We start from the raw sequence: 18,039 nt of genomic DNA, 5'->3' as shown, positions 1-18,039 counted from the left end.
TTTTCAAATAGGGCATTTTTATGTCAATTTGTGTCATAACTATTTTATTACAACAATGTTTTATCTGCTAATTAAAGACGAATATTAGTCGCCAGCAAACATATATCCTTCGCCATGAACGGTCACAAAAATCTGTGGATTCTTCGGATCTAGTTCCATTTTAGAACGCATTCTACGAATTAAAACATCAATAGTTCGGTCATTTGGCGCTTCAACACGGTGGCTTAACATGTTCAAAATACGCTCACGGCTTAGCACTACATTTGGGTGTGATGAGAACGCAACTAACAGCTCATATTCTGCCTTAGTTAACTTCACTGGAAGACCATTATGAGTCAGTGCGCGTTTGTTAATATCAAACTGCCATTCACCAAAACGAATGATGTTATCTTCCTGCATTTCAACCATTGTTTCATCACGCGCCTTTTCCACTAAGGTCATGCGCCATAACAAGTTTTTCACTCGAACCAATAGCTCGCGCAATTCAAAAGGCTTGGTTACATAATCGTCTGCGCCCATTTCTAAACCGACGATTCTATCGATACTATCGGTGCGTCCAGTCACCAAAATAATGCCCACTTCAGAGCGGCTACGAAGCTCGCGAGTTAGCATTAAACCATCTTCACCTGGTAGGTTAATATCAAGCATTACAAGGTCGATTTTTTCCATTGCCATTATCTCGCGCATCTGTGCGCCACTGTCTGCTTGGCTTACCTTGTATCCTTCATTCTCAAAATACCCAACCAATTTTGTGCGGGTAACAATTTCATCTTCTACAACAAGTACGTGATGGGTCATGTCGTTCTCTTTTTAGTTTTTGGCTTTCTTGCTGAACGGTAGCACAAACTAAGACCATTCACAATTTGTCATAACTCTGCCTTTGCTATTCATTCGTAGCGTTAACCTTATTCATATCGTAACAATAAGATTACCTCATAAAATTTTAACCGTCACCGTAGCCTACGGTGAGCATTCTTTTAAATGGAATCTTTCAAAATGAAAAAAATTTGGCAGATGTTGACGAAACCAAGCAGCAAGTACTCAATCCTTGCTCTGGTACTTGTTGGTATTGGTATCGCCGTGAGTGGCATTTTTGCTGTACACAAAGGTTTTGAACATGCATCAACCAATGAGTTCTGTATTGGTTGTCATACCATGAAGCAAAACTACGAAGAGTATACTCAATCTGTACACTTCAAAAATGCTTCTGGTGTTCGTGCTGATTGTGTTGACTGTCACCAACCGAAAGATTTAGTTGGTATGGTAGAAACAAAGTTAATGGCATCAAAGGATGTGTATAACCAGTTTATTACTAAGAAAATCGACACACCTGAAAAATTTGAAGAGCACCGTTTAGAATTGGCTCAGATGGTTTGGAAGCGAATGGAAAAACAAAACTCAAGCACTTGTAAGAGTTGTCATAATTATTCAGCTATGGACCATGCTAAGCAATCACCTGAAGCTGCTGCTGCAATGACAGACGCTGCTGCGAAAGACATGAACTGTATTGAATGTCACAAAGGTATTGCACACGAACTGCCTAACATGGCAGGTGGCTTCCAGAAAGATTTCCAAGGCCTACAAGCTGAAGCAACGTCTCAAGGCGCAACAGCAGAGAAACTTTACTCTCTAGGTGAGAAAGACATCTTTGCGACTGACGATGCTAAAGGCAAGTCAGAAGGTAAACTACTACCCGCTTCTGAAGTAACTGTACTTGAACGTAAAGGCGACATGCTAAAAGTTGAAGTTAACGGCTGGTTAGAAAAAGCAGGTAAAGGTCGCGTAATGACTGAGTACATGGGCAAGCGTGTCTTTAAGGCAACTATCCGCGGCGAAGTGAAAGCGAACGAGAAAATCATTAAAGAAGAAACTGATCCTGCAACTAACATTGTGTGGCAGAACATCAGTGTTCAAGGTTGGATTACTAAATCAGACATGATTGATAGTATTAAACCAATCTGGAACTACGCAGAAGATATGTACGCGTCTACATGTAACGCTTGTCACGCGGCGCCAGATCCTGGCCATTTTACTGCAAATGGCTGGATCGCAAGTCTGAAAGCCATGAGCTCTTACTACCGTCTGACTAAGACTGAAGAACGCACACTACTTAAATATCTTCAGAACCATGGCAGCGACACAGGTGGTGCTGGCGCGCATTAATCCAGCGTACCAATAAACGATTAAATGATAGGCGGGTGATAATTGTTATCCCCGCCCCATCGATAAAAATTAAAGTTTAAGGATTCTCCAACTATGGCGACTCAAAACAATCATAAAGGCATTACACGCCGCCGCTTCTTATCTGGTCTTGCGATTGCAAGTGCCGCATCAGTTGTCGGTACTAGCCTGCTTGCTCCTCGTAAAGCAATGGCAGCAACAGATGCGATAACAGGTTTTAACGGTGAAGTACTTTGTGGCTCTCACTGGGGTGCTTTCCGCGCTAAAGTTGTTAACGGTGTATGGACTGAAACCACACCGTTTGAAAAAGACCCACATCCAACAGTAATGCTAGATGCAGTACGTGAAGTGGTTTACAACCCTGCTCGTGTTAAATACCCAATGATTCGTATCGACTGGCTAAAACAAGGCTACAAGTCAGATACAAGCCAACGTGGTAACAACCGTTTCGTTCGTGTGCCTTGGTCACAAGCATTAGATTTCTTCCAACACGAATTAAACCGTGTTCAAGAAACTTACGGCCCAAGTGCATTATACGCAGGTCATACTGGCTGGCAGTCTGTAGGTAAACTACACAACGCCGGTACAATGATGAAGCGTGGTATCAGCCTTCACGGTACTACCCTTGGTAAAATGGGTGACTACTCAACAGGTGCTGCACAAGTTATTCTTCCTTACGTTGCGGGTGCAATGGAAGTTTACGAACAGCAAACCTCTTGGGATATCGTGCTTAAAAACACAGATACCATCGTAATGTGGGGTACGGATCCAGTTAAAAACCTTCAAGTAGGTTGGTTGGTTCCTGATCACAGCGTATACGGTTCATACCAACAACTTGCTGAAAAAGTGAAAAACAAAGAAATTAAAGTTATTCACATTGATCCAGTACGCAACGAAACCATGAAATTTGTTGGTGGTGAGCAGTTACCTGTACACCCACAATCAGATATTCCGTTGATGCTAGCGATTGCGCATACGTTATACACTGAAAATCTATACAACAAAGACTTCATCGCAAACTACACCACTGGCTTTGACAAGTTCATGCCTTACGTGATGGGCGAAACTGACGGTATCGTTAAGACACCTGAGTGGGCAGAGAAAATCTCTGGCATCAAGGCAAGTCAGATCCGTGAACTAGCACGTACAATGGCAGGTGGTCGTACTCAGCTTGTCGGTGGTTGGTGTCTACAGCGCATGCAACACGGTGAGCAATGGGCGTGGATGCTAGTTGTTCTAGCGGCAATGCTTGGTCAAATTGGTCAACCTGGTGGTGGTTTCGGTTTCGGCTGGCACTACAACGATGCAGGTACTATCACATCTGCTGGCCCACTAATGTCTGGCTTTAGCGGTGTAACTGGCGTAGAACCAATTTACAACGGTTCATTTAAAGGTTACGCAAAGACGATCCCTGTAGCGCGTTTTGTGGATTGTATCTCTAACCCAGGTACTAAGATTCAATGGAACGGTAGTGAAATTACCTTCCCATACATGAAGATGGCGATCTTCAGTGGTAATAACCCATTTGCTCACCACCAAGATCGTAACCGTATGATCAAAGCGTGGACGAAGTTAGAGACCGTTGTTTCTATCGAGCACCAATGGACAGCAACATGTCGTTTTGCAGATATCGTCTTACCTGCAACAACAACTTACGAGCGTGATGATATCGAACAGTTTGGTAACCACTCCAACAAAGGTATCCTTGCATTACGTAAGATTGTTGAGCCAATGTTTGAATCTAAAGATGACTTCGATATTTTCCGTGAGCTATGTGCACGCTTCAACCGTGAAGAAGCATTTACTGGCGGCAAAAAGAAAATAGAAATCATTGAAGAGATCTACAACGGTGCGCGTCTGCAAGGCCGTGGTATCGGTGTTCGTATGCCAACCTTCGCTAAATTCTGGGAAGGTGATGGTTATATTGAATTCCCTGCGGGCAAAGAGTGGGTACGTCACGAATCATTCCGTAACGAACCGGATCTTGAGCCACTAGGTACAGCATCAGGTCTGATCGAGATCTACTGTAAGACAATCGCAGATATGGGTTACAACGACTGTCAAGGTCACCCAATGTGGTTCGAAAAAGAAGAACGTAGTCACGGCGGTCCACGCTCTGATGTCTACCCGCTTCACTTACAGAGCTGTCACCCAAATAACCGTTTGCACTCACAGTTATGTTCTTCAACTGACTTCCGTGCAACTTACACCGTTGCAGATCGTGAGCCGATTTACATCAACACTCAAGATGCTGCCGCACGTAATATTAAATCAGGTGATTTAGTTCGCGTATTTAACGGTCGTGGTCAAGTATTAGCAGGTGCTGTTGTTACTGAAGATTACTCACCAGGTGTTTGTCGTATTCACGAAGGTGCTTGGTATAGCCCACTTGATGGCGGCAAAGCAGGTACAATTTGTACTTACGGTGATCCAAACGTACTAACGTTAGATATCGGTACTTCTCAACTTGCACAAGCAACATCAGCACATACAGCTGTTGTTGATATTGAGAAATACACCGGTCCTGTACCAGAAGTTACTGGTTTTAACGGCCCTACATACGAAACAGGTATTGACCCACTATTCCCAGCAATGGATAAATAATTAATCCGTTACTAGCATAGAAAATCAATCCGTAAAGGCGATGAATATCAATTTCATCGCCTTTATTTCATTTTTTAGAACCTATTCTAATAACCCTTAGGTATACTCTGCCTAACCGCTTTATTTGAATATGTTTTATGTCTGGAGTGACCATGCAAGAATTTATCGCATTCAACGAACAACGTGCTGAAATCTATTGGTGGATGTCTTCACTTTTCGCCCGTGAATTAAGTGATGCTGATCTACATGAATACCATGGCGGTGAGATGTATACCTTCCTGTCTGGTCTTGGTATGACTGAAGAATTAAAAGCGTCAGTAGACAACTTTCGTGCTGCAATAAAAAAATCACATGCACGTAGTGATGAACAACTGGAACTTGCCGCTGATTTTTGTGGGCTATTCTTAAGTACACCAAAATCAGGCGCACTGCCTTACGCTTCAATGTATGTCGGAAAAACTGGATTATTAAACGATAAACCAGCACAAGAAATGCATGAGCTTATGGCCTCTTTTGATATTGCACAACGCAAAGAATTTAATGAGCCAGCTGATCACCTAGCGATTGAATTAGACTTTATGGGCAATTTAATCATCATGGGTAATCAACAGCAAACTGAAGAACAACGTGAAGCTCTAATGCAATCACAATTGTCATTCATCAATACTATGCTACTAAATTGGTTACCATTATTTGTTAAAGAATGTCAGCTACGTGATCGCTTTGGTTTCTATGCCGCTGCGGCAAATTTACTGTTAGCATTCTGCATGCTTGATAAGAAATTTCTTATTGGTGAGTAAGCTTTTTTAGCGACCATCACACACATTAAAACGCTCTTATATAACCAAATAAGGGCGTTTTTTATGCAACACAGCTAAAAAGTTCTAATTTTAGAATTTAACTCACCTTCTCTTCAAAATATTTATATTTTAATCTTCTTTTATATTGCATAAGCATGCACATCTCCGGTTGAGCCATTCAATTCATTGCTTAAATAAAATCATTTCTAATCATAAGGTTAATCGCCAACAACAAGCGATAACACTTTGAAATAATAGCAATTATCATTAACGATCAGTATTTTATGCATAACTCCATTTTTGATTTTTTATTTTGTCACACAAAATTTCAAAATCTGATTCAGATCAAGTAATTGTCTTAATTTAAGTCATAACATTGAGAGGGTAATACTTCCAAAGTATATTTAATCATAGCTAACAAGGTTGATACATGGACTCGCATGCAGCCCTTTTTGAACTCGGCCAGAAACGTCTTGCTGAACTTCGAAATACAAAACCTCTTCGTGAGGGATCTTTTCAGAAAAAACTTGAACAAAATGGCTTTACCCGTCGTGACTTCATGATTTGGAGTGCAACCATCACTTCATTGCTGGCACTCCCGCTACCTTTTAGTACCATGGTTGCAGAAGCTGCAGAGCTTTCTGACCGTGTTCCACTTATATGGTTGAGCCTTGCCGAATGTACGGGTTGTTCTGAATCATTAGTACGTAGCACTACACCTGATATCAGTACATTACTGTTTGAACATGTGTCACTTGAATATCAAGAAGTGTTAATGGCCGCCGCAGGCGATCAAGCAGAAGAAAATCTTGATAATGCAATGAAAGCCTATAAAGGTCAGTATCTACTTGCCGCTGAAGGTGCTGTACCAACAGCTAACAATGGTACTTTCCTTACTCTAGGTAGCAAAGCAGAAACAGGTGTGTCACTTATCAAACGTGTTGCTGCTGATGCTGCTGCCGTAATTTGTGTCGGTACCTGTTCATCTTACGGTGGTGTACAAGCAGCTCGCCCTAACCCTACGGGTGCCAAAAGTGTTGGTGCTGTGATCGATCGTCCAGTGATTAATGTTGCAGGTTGCCCACCAAACCCAGCCAATATTACCGGTACATTAATGTACTTCATCATGTTTGGTCGTTTACCTGCATTAGATATTTTTAATCGTCCTAAATGGGCTTATGGCGCACGTGTTCATGATAACTGTGAACGCCGTGGTCATTTTGATGCAGGCGAGTTTGTGACTAAGTTTGGTGATGATAATGCCAAACAAGGTTACTGCTTATTTAAAATGGGTTGTAAAGGTCCTTATACCTACAACAACTGTCCTACCGAGCGATTTAATGCCCACACTAGCTGGCCAGTACTTGCAGGTCATGGTTGTATCGGTTGTTCAGAGCCTGATTTTTGGGATGACATGGCAGATTTCGAAAAGCCATTAAGTCGTCAGCCTGTTCATGGTTTAGATGCTACCGCAGATACCATTGGTGCAGTTATTTTAGGTGTCACTGCCGTTGGTATTGGTGCACACGCAGTCAGTAGTATTTTTGCTAAAAAAGTCGAGGAATAATCCATGAGCAAGCGCGTCGTTATCGATCCCATTACTCGTATCGAAGGCCACTTACGCATCGAAGTTGAACTTGATGCTAATAACGTGATCAACAAAGCATGGGCTTCATCTACCCTGTTCCGTGGTCTTGAAATTATCATGAAAGGCCGTACACCCTACGATGTTGGCCTATTAATGCAACGTATCTGTGGTGTATGTACATCGTCACACTACCTGTGCGGCACATTAGCGGTAGAAGATGCGATTAATGCGCAAGTGCCGATTAATGCGAAATACATTCGTAGTTTAATTCTAACTACCCTGCAAATGCATGACCACATTGTTCACTTCTATATTCTACATGGCTTAGATTGGATAGATGTTGTTTCAGCATTAAGTGCAGATCCTGCTAAAGCAGCAGTTGAAGCAATGAAATACTCAGCAACACCAATGGCTGCTGGTGAAGGTGATTTACGTGCTGCACAAGAAAAAGTGCAAGGCTTAGTTAACACCGGTAAGTTAGGTCCATTTGCTAATGCTTACTGGGGTAATAAGACTTACAAGTTCACACCTGAGCAAAACCTAATCGGTTTAAGTCACTATCTTAAAGCACTTGAAATTCAACGTATTGCAGCAGAATCAATGGCAGTTTGGGGTGGTAAGAACCCTCATCCACAATCCATTGTTGTTGGTGGTGTAACCTGTGTTCGTGACATGTTAGACCCTGCTCGCTTGCAAGAATTTAAGCAAAAATATCAACATGTTGCAGATTTTATTGAACGTGCATACCAAGCTGATATTTTAATGGCAGCAGCCGCTTACGGCAAAGCTCCAAGTGTTCTTGGTGGTTGTAACGTTGATACTTTCATGTGTAGTGAATCTATTCTGCTTAATCCTGATGATCATCTTTTTGTAAGTGGTGTAATCCGCAATAAAGACTTATCTAAAGCTGAAAAAATCGATCTAAACATGATTGAAGAAGATGTAACTCACGCATGGTACGACGCTAATAAGCCTCAGCATCCATACGATGGTACAACTATTCCAGAACATACACCGTTTATTGAGCGCGATACTATTGTAGGTAAACGCCCAACTATCAATGAAGCCGGTAAATATTCTTGGGTTAAATCACCACGTTACAATGGTGATCCTGTTGAAGTTGGTCCACTTGCAACAATGGTCGTTAACTACGCACAAGGTAATCCTCGCGTAACACCTATTGTAAATGAATTCCTAAAACAAACAGGGCTACCTGCAGCCGCTTTATTTACTACCCTTGGTCGTACTGCTGCACGCATGTTGCATACCCTAACCATCTCTCGTCACGGTCTAGAAACATTTGAATCTATGGTTACTAACCTAAATTCAGATCATACTACCTATATCGAACCGACTATTGATCCTAATAAAGAATACAAAGGTGTTGGTATTATTGAAGCACCGCGTGGTTTCTTAAGTCACTGGTTACGTATTAAAGATGCAAAAGTTGAAAACTACCAAGCGGTAGTACCTACAACATGGAACGCAGGCCCTATTGATGGGAATGGTAAGGTTGGTCCATACGAAGCGTCATTAGTAGGATTACACCTTGAAGATCCGAAAAAACCGCTAGAAGTATTACGTGTTATTCACTCATTTGATCCTTGTATGGCGTGTTCAGTACACGTAATGGATTACAAAGGCCAATCACTCAGTGAATTCCGTATTCCAGCTCAGGCAATGTAACTAAGGATTTATCATGTCAACAGATACCGTGTTGTATAAACGATCCTATGTATTTTCATTTGTTATCCGTTTATGTCACTGGTTACGTGCCTTTGCAATTTTTGGGTTAGTTATTACTGGCTTTTATATTGCTTGGCCGTTTTTAGTCGCACCAAACAGCACCAATGTACTTGAACAAGGCTGGATCCGTTTAGCGCACGAGGTATTAGGCTTTATTTTAATTGCCGTGACCTTAATTCGTCTCTATTTGTTCTTTTTCAGCCACAGTAATGTTGAACGGCGCTCAATTAAAGATATTGTAAGCCCGAAAAGCTGGATCAAACAAATTAAAGCCTATTTTTGGATGGGTAGTGCGCCTCACCATGGTGCTTATGGTCCATTGCAACTCATGGTTTATGCAGGAATTTCTATTGCTGCCATCTTCATGTGTGTGACTGGCTTAACGCTATATGCTAATGTGTACCACTTAGGTATTGGTGGCATGATGTGGGAACCCGCTCAATGGGTCGCATACGCGATGGGCGGGTTAGATGAAGTGCGTAAATGGCACCATTATATTACTTGGGCATTCATTATTTTTGTCTTGATCCACGTATATATGGTGATTTGGACAGGGATCCGTTTCCGTAACGGTTCTGCTGATGCCATTATGTCTGGTTACGATTACCATCCAGTAAACGTAAAAAAAGCAAATAACGGTAATCATCCCGTCCAGCATCATGCTCATCACAATAGTCACTCAAAAAATAAAGGCCACTAGCGCAAATGAAGATATTGCTGCTTGGTATTGGCAATGTCTTGTACGCCGACGAAGGAGTCGGCGTACATTTCGTCAATTATCTCACAGAAAATTACCGCTTTACGCACCCCGACCATCAGATTGATCTTATTGATGGCGGTACGTTAGCACATTGTCTTATTCCGACATTAACCCAATATGATCACCTCATCGTGGTCGATACCGTTAATGCTGCTGATGTAGATGCTGGTGAAGTGTATTTCTTTGACTTTGATAAAGCCCCTGCTGAAATCGATTGGCAAGGCAGTGCTCACGAAGTTGAAATGCTACAAACATTAATTATGATGGAACTGGTCGGCGATCGTCCAAAAACCTATGTTTTAGGTGTAACGCCAACAGTATTAGAACCTATGCACATGGGGCTAACATCTAAAATTCATGCCGCAATACCGGTTATGGAATCGGCATTGATTAACCACCTTTCCACACTTGATATCGAGTGTGAAAAAGTGAACAATATTGATATTAACAGCCTGATTCCAACAGCTTACAAGCGAGGTATTGAACAATGAAATTAATTCAATTTTCTTTTACCTGTTCACGCCCAGTGCCCTTCTATGCTCAATTATGCAACGATTATTTAGCGAATCAACAAGTGGAAATCACTATTGCTTATGATAAAAATCGTTACCTTATTGAAGCTGTTGGCACTCAGCCACAACTTGAAGCCTTAGCAGACCAAATATCCAAAGATTTCTTATTATCTATTTGGCTAATTGACTCCTCAATTAAAGAAATTCGTCACCGTGAAGGTCGTATTGTTCCTTTAATAACCACTGCGCATAATCTGCCATTTTGTAGTTATTGCGAACCGACTCTTGGTGATAACCAATCTGAGTTATTTGGTGAGGTTGATATTACCTGTTCACATTGTCATGGTGAAAAGTTAGTTTATCCATCGATTACCCGTGAAAAAATTCAGCAATGGGCTGAAACGGTAATGAATACGGGCCATGTTAGTTTTAGCTTACCACTGGCTAATAACCAGCAGCACGACTTTCATTTAAGTCGTGGTCCAATTGCCGCCGCACATCAGCAGCGCCAACAGGTCATTATTTGTAATCCTAATAACGTACCAATGCACTTTATTGTGCCATCGTTACATGTATTAGCATTATCAAGCTTAGAAAAACCCCGCGTGGCTGTTCGAGCTAAACGACACCATGCCCAGCTTGATCAACCCATGTATGATCTTTGCTTTAGCTACAACCGTGTATTAACAATACTAACGGAAATACTGCGTGTACGCGGCATCGATTATTTACATATTGAAACCAATCATCAACAACCTTTAATTGCTCGCATTAATAAAGGTTGGAGTCAGATTTGTAGCGATCCAGTTATTAATCCTTTAGCCCCATTTAAAGCGGTTGAACCATTGCATGATCAAGCTTGCATCAATGGCTTAAATGCTTATTGGAGTAAACGTCGTATTCATTTTGATTATCAACCAAACCATACCAATGATGCTCCAGCCCATACCTTGCCGATCTGTGCTCTGCATGGTGGAATGTTAGAATCTGGTGTTGGTCGACATAGTGCCGTTATTTACTTTGGTCGCTACGCCGCAGGCGAGATTGTTAGTCAAGATAGATTTACTCGAACTGATACTTTCTTAACAATGCCTACCCTACCGCAATCAGGTTCAGAAATAATTGCGATATTAGCCGCAGGTGAACAAGCTGAAGTATTAGCGAAATTTAAATATCAAATACCTGTTAGTTATAACGCACTCAATAAGCTAGTTTTAAATGAGTGTAATAATCAACTTTCTGGTTTATTTGCATTGGTCGCTGCAATACTAGGTTTATCGCAATCTGGTCATGATAGCGTTCAATTTTTAAATGATGCATTGATCGCTAAATCACTGCAAAATGCTGACAATCAAGGTCATCGCGTCGATTTCCCATTAGATATGGTCGATAACAAACGCACTATTGATTGGGCTAAAATGCTAGGCAGTTTAATGAGCTTTTGTTTAGTCGTAGATGAAGTTAATTACGATAAACTCGCTTTTGGTGTAATGGACTCATTAGCTGATTATATTGCCAACTGGATCGAACGTATGGACGAAACCACAGGCATTAAAGCTGTTACCCTTGCTGGTAGTGACTTTGCTAATGAAGTGCTAGCAGATCGCATCTGCTTACGTGTAGGTAAGAACTTCCCTATCGTAACAAACCGCAAATTAGAACTTGATGGCAGTAACTTAAGTGCTGGTGCATTGTTCTTGAAAATGCGTCGCCGTTAAGGTTTATACTATTGAATTAAATAGCCCCATTGCTTTTAAGTGATGGGGCTTTTTTGTGGGAGGTGTTTGTTATTTCCCAAAGTGCATTTTTCGATGGCAGTTAGGGCATAGAGCTTTCACATTCTCAAGTGAATCTTCACCACCTTGAGACAATGGCTTAATATGATGGACTTCTAAATAAGGTTGATCATTGGATTTTTTTATAAAAGGTGCTGGCTGAAAGCATTCCTCACAATTACCCTGAGCTCGATATAAAGCTTCGGCAACTACATCAGGATTTCTATTATAATCATAAACAGATCTTAGTACTTTTTGAGGGTCCTTATCTGCTGATAACATTCTTTTCTTACGTTCAGCTGATGTATTAGTTAAAGAATAACTCACAGCCGTATTAAACTTAATATGATATTCGGCCTGAGTTTCTTTTATTAATATTGAATCATTTGTATCAAGTTCTTTTAAAGAAATGAATCTTATATAGGTTTTCTTCTGCTGATTATCAAAATTTTCAATTAAACCTAAATGTACATTTCTTAATTTCTTGTTAGCTGATTTGCTAATAACAAATAACGGTATTTTAGCGTCATAACAGTTTTTAAGGGCTTGGATCTCATTTTTATCATGGGAGCCATGTCGTTTTGTTGCGGGAAAATCGTAATTAATACCTTTCTCTGAAAAATCATCATCGTAATCTTTGCCTGTATGTAGAATACTTACAGCAACTCCCGCGTTATCAGAAACAATTCCTTTAGTTAATGCTGTATTAACCCATACTCCAGCAGCTCCACTGTAAATACCTAATTCTCTTAATTGGCCAGCTGTAATATCTATTGCACTATCAACATACGTAATTTTATTAAATAACTTTTTACGACGTTCTATTTCTTGTTTTATCGATAGGTTATTCACATTCTCTCCAACTAATATTTTATCAGCTGAGTATTTACTCAATAAATAATTTTCTGTGGTAGATTCTATTACTCAACCAGTGGGGTATCATGCTTAACCTATTGAAAATGTGATACGCATCATAATGAATGTGCAACTAAGTTAAAATGCCTGTTACTTACGATTAAAAGCTGAGTGATATATAGAGAATGGTACTGGTTATTATCCATGACCTATTCACCGTGTAATTGAGCCTCAAAGATACCAATGAAAATAGGAACTCTACAACGCGCGGATAATAGATTCCCTATCGCCCTCGCGGGCATTCACTGTAGGGAATGACGGGGTTGGGGGTGGCATTCATTGTAGGGAATGACGATGGTTATTTTCCCGTCATCTCGGAAGTCGAGGGACGAGGGCTATCCATGATCTATTCACCGCGTGTTTGAGCATCACAGACACCAGCAAAAACACCAACTCTACAACGCGCGGATAGTAGATTCCCTATCGCCCTCGCGGACATTCACTGTAGGGAATGACGGGGTTGGGGGTAGCATTCGCTGTAGAGAATAACGGAAATTAAAAAAGGCCATATCAGCATTAACTGATACGGCCTTTTTTTAGTGATAATCGCGGCTTATGCGTCTTTGCTTTGCTCTACTTCAAGCTGCATTAGCATTAAATCTTCGCCATCTAAAACATGGGTGCGATTACTACCGCAATGCTGACAAATAATACTGCGCTCGGTGTGAATAGTTTCTTGTCCACATTCGAGGCAGGATAACACCAGCGGCTGAATGTTCATTTCAAACTCAGCGTCATGGCAAATGCCTTCGAGCTTAAACGTCTGAAAAGCGGTTTCAAGTAAGGCAGGTTCTACCCCACTTAAAATGCCGACTTTAATTGCTACGCGGGTAACTTTGTCTGCATTGTTATCACGAGCATGTTGTTCGCATTGTTCGATTAAAGCGCCAACAATGGAATACTCATGCATTAACAGATCCTCGGTAATAATTCACCTTGAGGAAGGTCAAGATAACGACGACTGCCCCAACCACTGGTTAAAATTACACGACCAGTATGATCATTATTAACTGAACCAATCACACATGCGTTTTCACAGGCAGCAAAGGCTTCAAGCACCTCTAATGCCTTTTGCGCTTGTGCTTGAGGCAATGCAATAATAAAGGTGCCTTCGTTAGCTAAATCAAACGGTTCAAAACCGTATAATTCACATAGACCACGCACTTCTTCACTTACAGGTACATCATCTTCTACAAGACTAATACCCACATCAGAAGCTTGCGCCCATTCGTTTAATACTGCTGATAAACCGCCACGGGTTGCATCACGCATTGCATGAATATCAAGCCCAGCAGCAATTAATGCTTCAACCGCAGGCCATAGCGTATTGCAGTCACTAATAAGCTCTGATTCAAGAGTTAAGCCTTCACGCGCCATTAAAATAGCCGCGCCATGACGACCCACATCACGCGAAACAATGATCGCATCACCATCAGCAAGATTACGCACTGAAATGCCAGTTTGCATGATTTTGCCAACACCTGTGGTATTAATAAAAATACCGTCAGCGCAACCTTTTGGTACCACTTTGGTATCACCACAAACAATTTTAGCACCTGAAATGCTTAACTCATTTGCCATGCTATTAACGATGGTTTTAAGCTTATCGATTTCAAAACCTTCTTCGATAATCACACTACAACTTAAATATTGTGGTTGTGCGCCCATCATCGCTAAATCATTCACAGTACCTGCAATGGCCAATTTACCAATGTTACCACCAGCAAAAAACAACGGTGACACTGTAAATGAATCAGTGGTAAAGGCAGTTTTACCTTCAAGGGTTAATACCGCAGCATCTTCTTCACTACGCAGAATCGCATTATCAAACGCTTTAAAGAATAAGCCTTTAATCAGCTTATTCATTTCCTGACCGCCACCGCCATGACTTAGTTGAATAGATTTTGTAGTCGATAAAGCGGAGAAATCTTGTTCACTCATTTTACACCTCGGTAACGGAAATACGCATTACACGCACCTTCTGAACTCACCATACAACTGCCGAGTGGCGTTTGTGGCGTACAACCTCGACCAAAGACTTTACAATCTTTTGGTTTTGCTAAACCACGTAAAATATCACCACATTGACACGCTTTATGATCATCAATGGGTGTCATTGGCAAGCAAGCAGCAAATTTAATTTCAGCATCACGATGACGATATTTTTCATTCAATTGTAATGCTGAGTTAGCAATCGGGCCTAAACCACGCCAACGGAAACTATCACGAATATCAAAACAGCGTTTAACCGCCGCTTGAGCAACCGTGTTACCTTCTTCTGTTACCGCGCGTGTATATTGGACATCAAGTTCAGCAACACCAGCAACCTTTTGCTTAGTTAAGCGCAGAATAGATTCCATTACATCAACAGGTTCAAACCCTGCTACAACAACGGGCGTTTGGTATTTTTCAACCACTGGGCGGTAAATTTTAGCGCCTTCAATAACACTTACATGTGAAGGACCAATAAAGGCATTCACCTTAACGGCAGGATCAGCCATCACCACATCAATTGCAGGTGGCACTAAAACATGGTTAATATGGAAATAAAGGTTATTGACCTGACGTTGCTCGGCGAGTTCAATTAAAATCGCCGTCATTGGGGTTGAGGTTTCAAAACCAATCGCAAAGAAAACGACGTCTTTATCAGGATTATCAAGGGCAATCGTTAAGCAATCAAGCGGATCATAAATTGGGCGAATATCACACCCTTTAGCGCGATATTGTGCCAAGCTACCTTTTGAACCTGGAACACGAATCATGTCGCCTAAAGTGACTAAAATCACATTAGGTTGACTCGCTAATGCCGCTGCGTGATCAATACGTTCTTTAGGCATCACACACACAGGACAACCGGGACCATGAATAAAATCAATATTCTCGGGCAATAACTGCTTTAAGCCATATTTCATAATAGTATGTGTATGACCGCCACACACTTCCATTACTTGCATCGGTTCAGGTAAATCAACCGCAAGTTGCTTAATCTGTTCTGCTAAGCTCAATACTGTATCGGCATCACGAAAGCCTTCATACAGTTTTTTAAGATCAAAACTCATATTGGAAGTGGCCCTGATTCATCCATAATAAACTGATACATTTCAAGGCTTTCTTGTGCATCTTTATCATTGATTTTGCTCATTATAAAGCCAATATGAACCAATACATACTCACCAATAACAAGCGGATCCATTAATAAATGGCAGCTTACACGGCGTTTTACGCCCATGGTATCTACGGTAACAGTATTATCTTCGTGAATTTCTACGACCTGAGAGGGAATCGATAAACACATAATTACGCTTCCTGTGGACGTTGATTAGCGGTTAGCCACTTAACTAAAGGAGCAAACGTTGCTTCATCTTTGGTTGATAGTGTAATCACTTCAACATTAGGATTTAATTTCTTAAGCTGTGCTTTTGCTTCTTCAATACTGAAATCAAAATACGGTAATAAATCACATTTAGTAATCAAGACCACATCCGCACGACGGAACATCACTGGGTATTTTTCAATTTTATCATCGCCTTCTGGAACAGAAACCAAGACAATATTTTTATGTGTACCCACATCATAGCTTGCAGGACAAACCAAGTTACCTACATTTTCAACAAAGCAAATATCAAGATTTTTAAGATCAACATGGTGTAATGCACCGTGAACCATGAAGGCATCAAGATGACAAGCAGAACCCGTTTGAATTTGGTATGCATCAATACCGTGTGCTTTTAAGCGATCAGCATCACGTGAGGTTTCTAAATCACCCTCAATCACTGCATATTTTAAATCAGTATGTTGATGTAAGTGCTCAAGTAATGTGGTTTTACCGCTACCTGGGCTACTCATCAAATTAAATGCGGTTACATTTTGCGCTTCAAAATGAGCACGATTATGTGCAGCTTCTATATCATTCTTATCTAGAATTTTATGGATAACTGACAATGTTTTTTTATCATTTAATTGTGGATTTGCTTGTAGTTGATGATGATGGTGGTGATCACCTCTTGGTAATGAACAACCGCAATCTTGGCACATAAGAACTCCAGCATAGGGGGGCTTTTAGCTATCGTTTTAATCAAAAATACAGATAAACGTTAGAAAAAATTAAACAGGACTCAGTTCAGGTAATTAAACACTCAAATTCTGAGAATTATGAGCATTGATTATCTATGCTTTGAAAGGATAAAGCAATTTGTGTGATAATTTATTTTGCGGGTTATTAGATTGATATTATATATATATCCCCCTCACAGCCTAACTGATAAAATAAACAGGCTACGATTCAGTTTAGCTTCAGACTTAATGACAATAATATGACATAACCTAAATGTGTATGCGTATGTTATATCATAAGCACTTCAAGATTAATCACGCGGAGACTTGCTTTTATGCTCTCTCACGCTTTCTTGAATAATAATGTTATTCATCGAACAAAAGAGAAATCATAATGCAAACAAAAACATCTAACTTAAAAACCAAACTTCTTAAATTAGCGGCACCAATAGCATTAGCTTGTGTATTTGCAGCAGCACCAACAGTAGCGATGGCTCAAGACGCTCCAAATGCTTCTATGATGGCATCTCAAAAAATCACAGCCGAGCAACAACATGTTGCTAGCGAAATTGGTAAGATTCAACAAGAGCTTGCTGCTATTCGCGTGAAGACATTAAAAGCAAATCCTCAACTTATTACTGAGATGAAAGCTTACGAAACAGCATTTAACAATAAAGTTAAAGCATTAGGTTACCAGCCAGAAAAACTTATTAAGCGCGCTCAAGAAATCCAAGTTGAAGCGGCGAAGAAAGATATCTCAAATGACACTCGTACTGATTTAATCAAAGAATTTACAACAATTCGTACTACGCTTGAAAAGCAACAACGTACTATTTTGAATGATCCTGCAATCAGCAAGCAAGATAAAAAAGTGCAAGATGATGTTATTAATGCCATGAAAAAAGTAGATTCAAAAACAACTGATTTACTTAAACAACTTGATCAACTTGTAATGCAATTCAGAAAATAGTCTTTAACTTTAATTAGCTAAATAAAAAGAGAATAACATTTTAGTTTGTTATTCTCTTTTTATTATTATAGTTAAAACCACTCTATATATGTTTATTTAAAAACAACAAATATATACCAATCATTAAATTTTTAG

Annotated in this window: 16 protein-coding genes; 9 read left to right on the top strand and 7 right to left on the bottom strand. The window is 40.4% G+C overall.

Translation table 11 applies throughout. The annotated features are described in order from the left end of the window. Nucleotides 1–84: 84 nt before the first annotated feature. On the bottom strand, nt 85–798 hold the full coding sequence (torR, locus tag OC457_RS06275) for a two-component system response regulator TorR (protein ID WP_080174685.1): 714 nt from the start codon (nt 796–798) through the stop codon (nt 85–87). Nucleotides 799–996: 198 nt separating this feature from the next. Here torR and torC point away from each other — a divergent pair, with 198 nt between their 5' ends. The 8 genes from torC to OC457_RS06235 all read left to right on the top strand — a co-directional run bounded on the left by torC (nt 997) and on the right by OC457_RS06235 (nt 11,909). After that, entirely contained in the window at nt 997–2,163 is a 1,167-nt protein-coding gene (gene torC, locus OC457_RS06270) for a pentaheme c-type cytochrome TorC (RefSeq protein ID WP_080174684.1), read from the top strand. A gap of 93 nt (nt 2,164–2,256) precedes the next feature. Beyond that, on the top strand, nt 2,257–4,785 hold the full coding sequence (torA, locus tag OC457_RS06265) for a trimethylamine-N-oxide reductase TorA (RefSeq protein ID WP_080174683.1): 2,529 nt from the start codon (nt 2,257–2,259) through the stop codon (nt 4,783–4,785). A gap of 152 nt (nt 4,786–4,937) precedes the next feature. Then, nucleotides 4,938–5,585 (top strand): molecular chaperone TorD, encoded by a 648-nt coding sequence (gene torD, locus OC457_RS06260; protein WP_080174682.1) that lies wholly within the window; start codon nt 4,938–4,940, stop codon nt 5,583–5,585. 430 nt (nt 5,586–6,015) lie between these two features. Beyond that, nucleotides 6,016–7,152 carry a hydrogenase small subunit gene (locus tag OC457_RS06255; protein WP_080174681.1) on the top strand — a complete coding sequence of 379 codons (1,137 nt, stop codon included), beginning with the start codon at nt 6,016–6,018 and terminating at the stop codon, nt 7,150–7,152. A 3-nt stretch (nt 7,153–7,155) separates the two neighbouring features. Further along, nucleotides 7,156–8,859 carry a nickel-dependent hydrogenase large subunit gene (locus OC457_RS06250; RefSeq protein WP_080174680.1) on the top strand — a complete coding sequence of 568 codons (1,704 nt, stop codon included), beginning with the start codon at nt 7,156–7,158 and terminating at the stop codon, nt 8,857–8,859. A 13-nt stretch (nt 8,860–8,872) separates the two neighbouring features. After that, the gene (cybH, locus tag OC457_RS06245) at nt 8,873–9,619 is read left to right on the top strand and encodes a Ni/Fe-hydrogenase, b-type cytochrome subunit (RefSeq protein WP_080174679.1); all 747 of its coding nucleotides are present in this window, start codon (nt 8,873–8,875) and stop codon (nt 9,617–9,619) included. Nucleotides 9,620–9,624: 5 nt separating this feature from the next. Further along, the gene (locus tag OC457_RS06240; protein WP_080174678.1) at nt 9,625–10,170 is read left to right on the top strand and encodes a HyaD/HybD family hydrogenase maturation endopeptidase; all 546 of its coding nucleotides are present in this window, start codon (nt 9,625–9,627) and stop codon (nt 10,168–10,170) included. Next, a complete protein-coding gene (locus tag OC457_RS06235) occupies nt 10,167–11,909 on the top strand; it encodes a Kae1-like domain-containing protein (protein ID WP_080174677.1) in 1,743 nt (580 codons plus the stop codon). Before OC457_RS06240 ends, OC457_RS06235 begins: the two co-directional genes overlap by 4 nt. Nucleotides 11,910–11,978: 69 nt before the next feature. On the opposite strand, the gene OC457_RS06230 is transcribed toward OC457_RS06235, so the two are convergent. The 6 genes from OC457_RS06230 to hypB all read right to left on the bottom strand — a co-directional run bounded on the left by OC457_RS06230 (nt 11,979) and on the right by hypB (nt 16,916). Continuing rightward, complete coding sequence (locus OC457_RS06230) at nt 11,979–12,818, bottom strand: HNH endonuclease (protein ID WP_235866937.1); 840 nt, start codon at nt 12,816–12,818, stop codon at nt 11,979–11,981. A gap of 616 nt (nt 12,819–13,434) precedes the next feature. Next, nucleotides 13,435–13,791, bottom strand: coding sequence for a hydrogenase maturation nickel metallochaperone HypA (gene hypA / locus OC457_RS06225; protein ID WP_080174676.1), 357 nt, complete (start codon nt 13,789–13,791; stop codon nt 13,435–13,437). Further along, on the bottom strand, nt 13,791–14,822 hold the full coding sequence (gene hypE / locus OC457_RS06220; RefSeq protein ID WP_080174675.1) for a hydrogenase expression/formation protein HypE: 1,032 nt from the start codon (nt 14,820–14,822) through the stop codon (nt 13,791–13,793). Before hypE ends, hypA begins: the two co-directional genes overlap by 1 nt. After that, the gene (gene hypD / locus OC457_RS06215; protein WP_080174674.1) at nt 14,819–15,940 is read right to left on the bottom strand and encodes a hydrogenase formation protein HypD; all 1,122 of its coding nucleotides are present in this window, start codon (nt 15,938–15,940) and stop codon (nt 14,819–14,821) included. Before hypD ends, hypE begins: the two co-directional genes overlap by 4 nt. Next, on the bottom strand, nt 15,937–16,176 hold the full coding sequence (locus OC457_RS06210; protein ID WP_080174673.1) for a HypC/HybG/HupF family hydrogenase formation chaperone: 240 nt from the start codon (nt 16,174–16,176) through the stop codon (nt 15,937–15,939). Before OC457_RS06210 ends, hypD begins: the two co-directional genes overlap by 4 nt. A gap of 2 nt (nt 16,177–16,178) precedes the next feature. Then, nucleotides 16,179–16,916 (bottom strand): hydrogenase nickel incorporation protein HypB, encoded by a 738-nt coding sequence (hypB, locus tag OC457_RS06205; RefSeq protein ID WP_080174672.1) that lies wholly within the window; start codon nt 16,914–16,916, stop codon nt 16,179–16,181. 412 nt (nt 16,917–17,328) lie between these two features. Between hypB and OC457_RS06200 the strand changes: the two genes are divergently transcribed. Beyond that, nucleotides 17,329–17,904 (top strand): hypothetical protein, encoded by a 576-nt coding sequence (locus OC457_RS06200; RefSeq protein WP_080174671.1) that lies wholly within the window; start codon nt 17,329–17,331, stop codon nt 17,902–17,904. The last annotated feature ends 135 nt before the right edge of the window (nt 17,905–18,039 follow it).

Source organism: Photobacterium toruni, from assembly GCF_024529955.1.
Taxonomy (GTDB): domain Bacteria; phylum Pseudomonadota; class Gammaproteobacteria; order Enterobacterales; family Vibrionaceae; genus Photobacterium; species Photobacterium toruni.
Note: the sequence above shows the minus strand (reverse complement) of the source record. Positions and strands in the feature narration are given on the sequence as shown.

Bases quoted from the DNA above. Each gene is read 5' to 3' on its own strand.
- hypA (WP_080174676.1), bottom strand. From the start codon at position 13,791: ATGCATGAGTATTCCATTGTTGGCGCTTTAATCGAACAATGCGAACAA.
- OC457_RS06235 (WP_080174677.1), top strand. From the start codon at position 10,167: ATGAAATTAATTCAATTTTCTTTTACCTGTTCACGCCCAGTGCCCTTC.
- hypE (WP_080174675.1), bottom strand. From the start codon at position 14,822: ATGAGTGAACAAGATTTCTCCGCTTTATCGACTACAAAATCTATTCAA.
- cybH (WP_080174679.1), top strand. From the start codon at position 8,873: ATGTCAACAGATACCGTGTTGTATAAACGATCCTATGTATTTTCATTT.
- OC457_RS06200 (WP_080174671.1), top strand. From the start codon at position 17,329: ATGCAAACAAAAACATCTAACTTAAAAACCAAACTTCTTAAATTAGCG.
- OC457_RS06210 (WP_080174673.1), bottom strand. From the start codon at position 16,176: ATGTGTTTATCGATTCCCTCTCAGGTCGTAGAAATTCACGAAGATAAT.
- hypD (WP_080174674.1), bottom strand. From the start codon at position 15,940: ATGAGTTTTGATCTTAAAAAACTGTATGAAGGCTTTCGTGATGCCGAT.
- torD (WP_080174682.1), top strand. From the start codon at position 4,938: ATGCAAGAATTTATCGCATTCAACGAACAACGTGCTGAAATCTATTGG.
- torR (WP_080174685.1), bottom strand. From the start codon at position 798: ATGACCCATCACGTACTTGTTGTAGAAGATGAAATTGTTACCCGCACA.
- torA (WP_080174683.1), top strand. From the start codon at position 2,257: ATGGCGACTCAAAACAATCATAAAGGCATTACACGCCGCCGCTTCTTA.
- OC457_RS06240 (WP_080174678.1), top strand. From the start codon at position 9,625: ATGAAGATATTGCTGCTTGGTATTGGCAATGTCTTGTACGCCGACGAA.
- OC457_RS06255 (WP_080174681.1), top strand. From the start codon at position 6,016: ATGGACTCGCATGCAGCCCTTTTTGAACTCGGCCAGAAACGTCTTGCT.
- OC457_RS06250 (WP_080174680.1), top strand. From the start codon at position 7,156: ATGAGCAAGCGCGTCGTTATCGATCCCATTACTCGTATCGAAGGCCAC.
- hypB (WP_080174672.1), bottom strand. From the start codon at position 16,916: ATGTGCCAAGATTGCGGTTGTTCATTACCAAGAGGTGATCACCACCAT.
- torC (WP_080174684.1), top strand. From the start codon at position 997: ATGAAAAAAATTTGGCAGATGTTGACGAAACCAAGCAGCAAGTACTCA.